The 9,906-nt window shown below is 35.3% G+C and carries 8 protein-coding genes, 2 tRNA genes and 2 rRNA genes; 9 read left to right on the top strand and 3 right to left on the bottom strand.

Translation table 11 applies throughout. From position 1 onward, the window contains the following. The 5 genes from A9G37_RS03555 to A9G37_RS03575 all read left to right on the top strand — a co-directional run. A 23S ribosomal RNA gene (locus A9G37_RS03555) occupies window positions 1–668 on the top strand; the annotation flags it as partial. Between the two features lie 139 nt (window positions 669–807). Continuing rightward, window positions 808–923 (top strand): 5S ribosomal RNA (gene rrf / locus A9G37_RS03560). A 33-nt stretch (window positions 924–956) separates the two neighbouring features. After that, window positions 957–1,033 (top strand) — tRNA-Asp (locus tag A9G37_RS03565). 8 nt (window positions 1,034–1,041) lie between these two features. After that, window positions 1,042–1,117 (top strand) — tRNA-Trp (locus A9G37_RS03570). Between the two features lie 134 nt (window positions 1,118–1,251). Further along, window positions 1,252–1,590, top strand: a complete 339-nt coding sequence (locus A9G37_RS03575; RefSeq protein WP_034914792.1) for a DUF413 domain-containing protein — start codon at window positions 1,252–1,254, stop codon at window positions 1,588–1,590. A 5-nt stretch (window positions 1,591–1,595) separates the two neighbouring features. Here the strand turns inward: A9G37_RS03575 and A9G37_RS03580 are convergent, their stop codons facing one another. From A9G37_RS03580 to znuC, 3 genes are all read right to left on the bottom strand, one after another. Next, on the bottom strand, window positions 1,596–3,119 hold the full coding sequence (locus tag A9G37_RS03580; RefSeq protein WP_065574644.1) for a YifB family Mg chelatase-like AAA ATPase: 1,524 nt from the start codon (window positions 3,117–3,119) through the stop codon (window positions 1,596–1,598). A 123-nt stretch (window positions 3,120–3,242) separates the two neighbouring features. Further along, complete coding sequence (znuB, locus tag A9G37_RS03585) at window positions 3,243–4,043, bottom strand: zinc ABC transporter permease subunit ZnuB (RefSeq protein ID WP_065574645.1); 801 nt, start codon at window positions 4,041–4,043, stop codon at window positions 3,243–3,245. After that, window positions 4,036–4,818 carry a zinc ABC transporter ATP-binding protein ZnuC gene (gene znuC, locus A9G37_RS03590; RefSeq protein WP_065574646.1) on the bottom strand — a complete coding sequence of 261 codons (783 nt, stop codon included), beginning with the start codon at window positions 4,816–4,818 and terminating at the stop codon, window positions 4,036–4,038. The genes znuB and znuC overlap by 8 nt, the downstream gene beginning before the upstream one ends. A gap of 93 nt (window positions 4,819–4,911) precedes the next feature. On the opposite strand from znuC, the gene znuA reads away from it, so the two are divergent. From znuA to A9G37_RS03610, 4 genes are all read left to right on the top strand, one after another. Next, window positions 4,912–5,862 (top strand): zinc ABC transporter substrate-binding protein ZnuA, encoded by a 951-nt coding sequence (gene znuA / locus A9G37_RS03595; RefSeq protein ID WP_218059292.1) that lies wholly within the window; start codon window positions 4,912–4,914, stop codon window positions 5,860–5,862. A gap of 28 nt (window positions 5,863–5,890) precedes the next feature. Further along, on the top strand, window positions 5,891–7,240 hold the full coding sequence (gene mepM, locus A9G37_RS03600) for a murein DD-endopeptidase MepM (RefSeq protein ID WP_065574647.1): 1,350 nt from the start codon (window positions 5,891–5,893) through the stop codon (window positions 7,238–7,240). Between the two features lie 128 nt (window positions 7,241–7,368). After that, complete coding sequence (gene mrcB, locus A9G37_RS03605; protein ID WP_065574648.1) at window positions 7,369–9,702, top strand: bifunctional glycosyl transferase/transpeptidase; 2,334 nt, start codon at window positions 7,369–7,371, stop codon at window positions 9,700–9,702. A gap of 11 nt (window positions 9,703–9,713) precedes the next feature. Next, the coding region (locus A9G37_RS03610) for a DNA-formamidopyrimidine glycosylase family protein (RefSeq protein ID WP_304364043.1) at window positions 9,714–9,906 on the top strand (193 nt) is incomplete at its 3' end.

Below are 9,906 nucleotides of genomic sequence, written 5' to 3' on the forward strand. Positions count from 1 at the left end.
CTGGTGGGTAGTTTGACTGGGGCGGTCTCCTCCCAAAGAGTAACGGAGGAGCACGAAGGTTAGCTAATCCTGGTCGGACATCAGGAGGTTAGTGCAATGGCAAAAGCTAGCTTGACTGCGAGAGTGACGGCTCGAGCAGGTACGAAAGTAGGTCATAGTGATCCGGTGGTTCTGAATGGAAGGGCCATCGCTCAACGGATAAAAGGTACTCCGGGGATAACAGGCTGATACCGCCCAAGAGTTCATATCGACGGCGGTGTTTGGCACCTCGATGTCGGCTCATCACATCCTGGGGCTGAAGTAGGTCCCAAGGGTACGGCTGTTCGCCGTTTAAAGTGGTACGCGAGCTGGGTTTAGAACGTCGTGAGACAGTTCGGTCCCTATCTGCCATGGGCGTAGGAAAATTGAGAGGGTTTGCTTCTAGTACGAGAGGACCGAAGTGAACGCACCGCTGGTGTTCGGGTTGTGATGCCAATTGCATTGCCCGGTAGCTACGTGCGGGATAGATAAGTGCTGAAAGCATCTAAGCACGAAACTAGCCTCGAGATGAGTTTTCCCTGAAGAGATTCAGTAAGGTCCGTTTGAGACTAAGACGTAGATAGGTCAGGTGTGTAAGTGTAGTGATACATTGAGCTAACTGATACTAATGAACCGAGAGTCTTAACCTTACAACTCGGAGTTGTTTTGGGTTACGTGGTAAAGAGTTGATAAAAAGTTGAGAAAGCAGTTTGTTCCGGATTGAGAGATGGGTATTGATATGAGATAATGGTAGAAGATATCAATACTAATTGAAAGAGACAGGATATGTCTGGCGGTAATAGCGCGGTGGTCCCACCTGACCCCATGCCGAACTCAGAAGTGAAACGCCGTAGTGCCGATGGTAGTGTGGGTATTACCCATGTGAGAGTAGGGTGCCGCCAGACTTTTAAATTTAATATATACATACCAAATACGGTGGAGCGGTAGTTCAGTTGGTTAGAATACCTGCCTGTCACGCAGGGGGTCGCGGGTTCGAGCCCCGTCCGTTCCGCCACCTTATTTAGGGGCGTAGTTCAATTGGTAGAGCACCGGTCTCCAAAACCGGGTGTTGGGAGTTCGAGACTCTCCGCCCCTGCCACAAAAATAATGATTCTGTTTTAAATTTAATCATTTGCTTATTTTTGATAGAATAAATAAAAGAATTTTATTTACAGATTAACTTAGTCAATTATAATTCCTGCCCAGATACTTTTACAACCTAGAGGATAGAACATGGCTGAGAGTTTTGTAAGTCAACAACGTTTTTTTGATAATAAGAATTATCCAAGAGGATTTTCTCGTCACGGAGACTTTACTATTAAAGAAGCTCTTATTTTGGAAAAACATGGGTGTGCTTTTAAAGATCTTGATACAGAAGTTAGAAAACCTACTACAGCAGAAGAAAAATCATTTGTTGCCGTTTGTAAAGGTAAAAAGGAGCCATCAACTGATTTCGAAAAAACTTGGCTAAAATATCTTTCTCGTATAAATAAGCCTAAACGCTTTCATACATTATCCGGCGGGAAGCCTCAAGTTGATACAACTGATGATTTTGTCGATAGTGACGACTAATTCTTTTAACCGATATTTTTGTGTAATTGAATTAATAATCGATCCATAGAACGATAACTTAATGCTTCTGAAATATGTTTTCGTTCTATATTTTCTGACGAATCTAAATCTGCAATTGTACGCGATACTTTTAATATACGATGCCACGCCCTAGCAGAGAGTCCTAATTTTATCAATGCTTGTTCTAAATATTCATTATTTTCATCTGATAATTTGCAATAGCATTGTATTTCATTTGCACTTAACTGACTATTTAATTTATTATTTCTTTTAAACTGAACATTTCTTGCTTGTAAAACTCGCTGTTTTACCGTTTCGGTTGATTCATCGGAAGTCTTTTTTTGACTTAAGGTGCCTTTAGGCAATAAAGGTACTTCAATAGAAATATCAAATCTATCGAGAAATGGTCCTGAAAGCCGATTTAGATAGCGAATTGTTTGCTGGGGTGTAGTTCTATTGTGTGTTCCTTGATAATGTCCAGTAGGGCTTGGATTCATTGCTGCTATTAATTGAAACTTAGCAGGAAATTTTATTTTTGCGTTTGCTCTTGAAATGATAATTTCACCTGACTCAATTGGTTCTCTAAGAGCGTCTAATACTTTTCGGTTAAATTCTGGTAATTCATCTAAAAATAAAACCCCATTATGTGCTAGTGATATTTCTCCAGGTTTAGGTATTGTTCCTCCACCAACTAATGCTGCTGCTGATGCGCTATGGTGAGGTGATCTAAACGGCCTTTTACGCCAGTTTTTAATTGATCCATTTGGACTAACTAGACTAGTTATTGCAGCACTTTCAAGTGCTTCTTCATCAGATAATTGAGGTAACAGGGAAGTCAAACGAGTTGCTAACATAGTTTTACCTGTTCCAGGAGGTCCAATTAATAGTAAATTGTGACCTCCTGCGGCTGCAATTTCTAATGCTCTTTTGGCTTGTTCCTGTCCGATTATATCTTGTAGGTTTGATAAATTATTATCAATATCTTTGTATTCACGATATTGGACTGCTGGCAAGTCAATTTCGTTATATAAATATTGGCATAACTCTAATAAGTTATTAGTGATTAAAGTATTGTTTTGGTGAATTAAAGAAATTTCAGATTGATTTTCTGCAGAAATAATTAATGTGCGATTTTTCTTTTTAGAAGAAATAGCTGCTGGAATAGCTCCTTTTACTGCTCTAATATTACCTGAAAGGGCTAATTCTCCCAAAAATTCATAATGTAATAGATTATCTGTTGGAATTTGCTCTGTAGCGGCAAGAATAGCGATAGCTATTGGTAAATCGAAGCGACTTCCTTCTTTTGGAAGATCTGCAGGAGATAAGTTAACAGTTATTTTTTTTGAAGGAAAAGTAAAACCACTATTAATAATAGCACTTCTAACTCGATCTTTAGCTTCTTTAACCGTTGCTTCAGGCAGACCAACTAAAACAAAACCTGGTAACCCGTTACTAATATGAACTTCAACGTTTATCAAAGGTGCTTGTATTCCAATAGATGCTCGAGTATAAATAATTGCAAGTGACATAGTTTTTAATTATTAACATATTGAATTGTACTATTACAGTATTAGAAATAGTTAGCTGACTATTAAAGTCATTTTTATTAATGGGATATGTCACGCAATAAATAATCTGATTTTGCAGTAATCTCAATTTTTTTTGTTTAAAGTTAATTTTGAAATAAATAATGATATAAAAAATAAACAAGTATTACTTAATACAATTGATGGCCCTGTTGGTGTGTCGTAAATAAAAGAAAATATTAGTCCTGTAATCACTGATAACATACTAATTATTATAGCAATTATTGCCATTTCCTCGGGAGTTTTTGAATAATATTTGGCTGTTGCGGCAGGGATGATAAGTAAAGATGTAATAATCAGAGCTCCAACAAATTTCATCGATAGACCTATTGTTAGCGCCAACAGTAGAGTTAAAAGCAATTTTGTTATTTGAACATTAATACCGTGACTAAAAGCTAACTCTTCACTTACAGTAATAAATAAAATGTCATTCCATCGCCAAAGCAATAAGGCACCAATAAATGCTACACAAGTAGTAATTTGATAAAGATCAGAATATGTTACTGATAATAGATCACCAAATAAGTATCCCATTAGATCGATTCGGATATTATTCATTAAACTAATTACAACTAAACCAAGAGATAATGCACTATGAGCTAAAATACCAAGTAAACTATCAATTGGAAGTTGTTTTTGGGCTTCTAACCAAAGTAACCCTAAGGCCAGTAAAAGAGTTACAAAAATGACTGCATAAAATAAATTTATATTCAGTAAAAAGCCAAAAGCGATACCAAGTAAAGCTGCATGGGATAGAGTATCACCAAAATAGGACATTCTACGCCAAACAACAAAAGTACCTAAAGGACCTGTTATGCTCGTTAAGCATAATCCTGCAAATAAAGAAGGTAATAATAACTCAATCATTATGTTTTTTTCCATAACAAGACATAGCAATTTGCCTATGTTGATCAATAGTGGGGGAGAAGCAATCATGTTGATGATTATGATGATGTTTATAAACAGCGATTTGTGAAGCCCCATGTTGGCCAAAAAGAGAAATAAACTCAGGATCGTTAGATACAATAGCAGGTGTGCCAGAACAACAAATATGATGATTTAAACAAATTACTTCATCTGTTTTTGCCATAACTAAATGAAGATCATGAGAAACCATTAATACACCGCAATTAAACTGTTTTTTTGCATCAGCGATTAGATCATATAATAATACTTGACCATTAACATCCACGCCTTGAGTTGGTTCATCAAGAATCAATAATTGAGGTTGCTTTGCTAAGGCTTGAGCTAATAATACGCGTTGCAATTCCCCACCCGATAATTGATGCATAGATTTATTAATCAAATATTCAGCTTTTACCATTGATAACGTATTAAAAATTTTTTCGGCATTTAACTGTTTATTTAAGTGCATAAAACGTTTAACAGTAATAGGCAGAGTGGTATTTAAATTGATTGATTGCGGTACATAACCAATTGTTAAATTGGTTGAACGCTTAATTGTTCCTGAAGTAAATGGAATTAAACCTAAAATGACTTTTATTAGAGTTGATTTACCTGCACCATTGGGGCCAAGTAATGTAATAATTTGATTAAGATGTATTGCTAACGAAACATCATATAATATTTTTTGATGGTCAATTTCTACTGAAACACTATCAAGAGAAATTAGTGGTGTCATATCGTTAAGAGCCCTTGCCTACAACAATGTTATGTTATATTATAACAATTAATGTTTTTATTCTATCATACTTTTAAATATAGGATATATGGTGTGAAAAAATATATTGCACAAAATAGTAAACAATTAATCTGTTCTTTAATGATATTTTGTTCATTAATATTTATGCAAACTATCACTAATATAGCTAATGCGACAGTTATTTCATCTGTAAAGCCCATTGGGTTTATTACTGAAGCCATTGCTTCAGGAGTAACTGATAATGATATTTTACTTCCTGATAGCGCATCTCCCCACACTTATTATTTAAAGCCCTCTGATTTAGCAAAACTTAAATCAGCCGAACTTGTGGTTTGGGTCGGTGAAGATATGGAAGCTTTTATGCCAACAATTTTAAAAAATATAGATAAGCAAAAGCAAATTGAATTAATGGCTGTACCAGAAATCAAATCGTTACTTAGAACCAGTTATGATGATCACGGAGATGATCATTCTCATGATGAGGTCAATCAAGATCACCATGGTGAATATGATGAGCATATTTGGCTTTCACCTAAAATTGCTAAAATTATCGCACAATCAATTCATGATAGACTTGTTACGCTTTATCCAGATAAAAGCATATTAATTGATGAAAATTTAAACGAATTCATTACTAAACTCACAGAAACAGAACAAAACATTGCAAAAAAACTAATTACCGTACAAAATAGAGGGTATTTTGTGTTTCATGACGCCTATGGGTATTTTGAGGCACAGTTCGGATTAAAAAAACTAGGCAGTTTTACTATAAATCCAGCAGTTCAGCCTGGTGTTCAAAAAGTTTATGCTATTCAACAGGAGCTCAAAGAGCACCAAGCAGTATGTGTATTTCGTGAGCCACAGTTTAGCCCTGCAGTTATTGAAAAATTAGTGAGTGGAACAGATGTTCGAATTGGAGAATTGAATCCATTAGGAACGAGTATAACACCTTCAAAAGGTGCATATTTACAATTTTTAACAAATTTAACACAGCAACTGTTGGATTGTTTAGATAAAAATTAGTTTTAGTAATAAATAGTTAAGGTTAATTTTGGCAAGAAAAATAAAATCCTTCAGTATTGAAAAAAATAATTTTAAAATTCCCTATTTTTCAATATTGGGCGTTCTTTTTATTGTTATTTTATTTACAGCTCTGTGGCGTCCGCTCAATTTGGATCGAACAATTTATGTTCCTTTAACTCCTCAAGTTGAAACTACTGTAAATGATAATTCCAGCTCTATTGATGGTGATGGAAAAGTCGAGATAGTAAATGGAAAAATGGCTACCGTTGCTGAATCATCTGATGTTCCTGAAGATGAGATTGTTAAAGATGAATTAGATGATATCGTTGATGGTAAAGATAATGCAGTACAATATACTATTGTTCGTGGCGATACACTGCATGATATTCTAATTCGTTATAATGTTAATAAAAATGATATCTATCAATTAACAACAAAATTTAAGCAACTTGCAAATCTACGAATTGGTCAACAAATTAGTTGGACAACTGATGATAATCATAATTTGCAAACTTTTAGTTGGACAATATCAAGCAATAATATTCGAATCTATGAAAAATCGGGTGATAAATTTATAGAAAGTTCTGAAACTGCTGAAGTCATCCCACAAAATATTGTTATAAAAGGTGACATTAAATTTAGTTTTGTTGCCGATGCTCGAAAAAGTGGGTTAACTAGTAATGAAATAGGTATTATTACTCGTGCTTTACAGTGGCGCTTAGATTTTCGTCGATTACAAGTTGGTGATAAATTTTCAGTTGCTCTAACACGGGAAATGCATGGTAAAAGCTTATCTAATAGTCAGTTGTTAGGTATTCGAATTAAAAATGGAAATAAGGATTATTATGCTATTTTAGCTGATGATGGTAAATATTATGATATTAATGGTAACAGCTTATCGCAGAGTTTTTTCCGTTATCCTTTAACGAAAAAAGCACGTGTTTCTTCTGGATTTAATCCACGTCGTTTACATCCAGTTACAGGACAAATAGCCCCTCATAATGGTGTTGATTTTGCTGTATCACGTGGTACTCCTGTATTATCCGTTGGTAATGGTGAAGTAGTAATTGCAAAATATAGTGGTTCAGCGGGTAACTATATTGCTATTCGGCATGGTCGTCAGTATATGACAACTTATATGCACTTGGATAAAATTTTAGTTAAACCAGGTCAACAAGTTAAGCAAGGCGATAAAATCGGCCTATCGGGAAATACTGGGCGTTCTACTGGACCTCATCTTCATTTTGAATTACATATAAATAACAAGCCAGTTAATCCATTAACAGCAAGCTTACCTATTTCAGAAGGATTAACAGGTAAGTCGAGAAAGGCATTCTTTTCAAAAGTTAAAAATATTAGCTCTCAACTAAACTTTTAAGTTTATATATTTGTTTTTATATTTAAACCTTTACTTACCTGGCCTTTTTAAAAAAGGTGGTCAAGGTACCCTTAAAAATTATGTTATCATAAGCTAATTATTATTTAATAATAAATGTTAGGTGCAGTTTGAAAACATCAACTAAAATAGAAAAAAAACGCTCTTCTAAAAAGACCAGAAAAAATAAAAAGACTACACTTTGGCGACGATTTTTGATACTACTATTTAAGTTGTTTCTTGTCTTTGCTGCAGTGGCAATTATTTATGGTGTTTATCTTGATCAACAAATTAAAGAACGGATTGATGGAAATGTATGGGAGTTACCGGCTGCAGTTTATGGACAAATTATTGATCTTGAACCAGATAGTGAATATAGTCTAAATGATGTGGTAACAATATTAGTTGGTGCGCAATATCGTCAACAAGATACCAAAGCTACTCGTCCAGGCGAATTTATTGTAAGAAATGATGCGGTTGAAATTTATCGTCGACCTTTTACTTTTCCTGATGGTGAAGAGCAAGCTTTTAGAGTCAGAATAACTTTTTATGAAAATCGTATTGATCGTATTACTAATCTAGATTCAGGGCGTGATTTTGGATTGCTTAAGATTGATCCTAAATTAATTACGATGATGCATTCTCCAAATGGTGAACAACGGTTGTTTATTCCATTAAAGAAGTTTCCTGATTCATTATTAAAAACATTAGTCGCAACGGAAGATAAACGTTTTTATGATCATCATGGCGTAAGTTTATACTCTATTGGTCGTGCGATTTTTGTTAATTTAACAACTGGTCGTACTGAAGGTGGAAGTACATTAACTCAGCAAACAGTCAAAAACCTTTTTTTAACTAACGAACGTAGTTTAAGTCGCAAAATACGAGAAGCTTATATGGCTCTTATTTTGGATGGACGCTATAGCAAAGAACGTATTTTAGAGCTTTATTTAAACGAAGTTTATTTTGGGCAAGCGGGTAGTGAAGAGATCCATGGTTTTCCATTAGCAAGCCTTTACTATTTTGGTCGCCCAGTTAATGAACTGACATTAGATCAGCAAGCGGTACTTGTTGGTATGGTAAAAGGAGCTTCATTATATAATCCTTGGATACAACCTCAACAAGTTATTGAACGCCGTAATGTAGTTTTAAAACTTGCTCAGCAGCAAGGTATTATAGATGATGAGTTATATAATTTATTAAGTCAGCGCCCACTATCAGTTTTACCCAAAGGTGGTGTAATTTCGCCACAACCAGCATTTATGCAAGTTGTGCGTAGTGAACTCCGAAAACAATTAGGCGATAAAGCAGAACATCTGTCTGGTATGAAGATTTTTACTACCTTTGATCCTGTAGCTCAATCAGCTGCAGAGCAAGCGGTAACTAACGTAATTGAGAAACTGCGAAAATCAACTAATAAAGAATTACAAACAGCAATGGTTATAGTTAGCCGAGAAACTGGAGAAATTCGTTCTATCATTGGTAGTGCTGAACCTCGTTATCCAGGATATAACCGTGCTTGGTTAACTCAGCGAGCAATTGGTTCATTAGCTAAACCATCAACTTATTTAACTGCACTAGGGCAACCCGACCATTACCAACTTAATACTTGGCTTGATGATAAACCTTTATCAATAAAGCTTGATGGTAATGGTTATTGGGAACCGAAAAACTATGATCGTAAATTTCGTGATCGTGTTATGTTAGTAGATGCTTTAGCACTTTCGCTTAATGTGCCAACAGTTAATCTAGGAATGGCATTAGGGCTTGATGCAACAAGGAATACTTTACAATCATTAGGTGTATCAACAGACCGTATATCTAATTTACCATCAAGATTACTAGGTGCTTTAGAATTAACACCGTTAGAAACGGCGCAGATGTTTCAAACGATAGCTAATAATGGTCAACGATCTCCACTTTCTATTTTAAGATATGTATTGACCGATAAAGGTGAGCTAGTTTATCAAAGCTACCCACAACAGCTTCAGGCTGTATCTCAACAATCGGCTTATTTAACCACTTATGCTATGCAACAAGTTGTTAACACGGGGACATCTCGTTCATTAAAAGCTAAATATGGTTCATTTAATTTAGCAGCTAAGACAGGAACAAGTAATGATTCTCGTGATAGTTGGTTTACAGGGATAGATGGTAAAAATGTTGCTGTTGTTTGGATTGGTTTAGATGATCATTCTCCAATGAAATTAACAGGAGCAACTGGCGCCTTAAAAATTTATAGTGAATATTTACAAAATAATCCACCAAAGAAATTAGTATTGCCACTACCTCAAAATATTTTTATGGTACCTATTGATAGTGATGGGCAGTGGCAATGTGATGGAAGTGGTATTCGCTCTTTACCAGTATGGACAATTAACCCTCATAGTTTATGCTCGGCCAATAACCAGCCTACGTCCGTTCAGCAGGCACCAACTTGGGTTACTGACCTATTAAATAACTAAATGGAAATTATATGCCTGAATTACCAGAAGTTGAGACAAGTCGTCGAGGCATTTTGCCCTATTTGAAAGGACAGATTATTGATAAAATTATTGTTCGACAACCTAAACTACGTTGGCCCGTTGATAAGGCTATAAGCAATGTGCACGGGCAAGTAATTTTAGATATAAAACGTCGTGCAAAATATTTATTATTACAGTTACCCA

It is taken from the genome of Gilliamella sp. GillExp13 (assembly GCF_001690815.1).
GTDB classification, from domain to species: domain Bacteria; phylum Pseudomonadota; class Gammaproteobacteria; order Enterobacterales; family Orbaceae; genus Gilliamella; species Gilliamella bombi.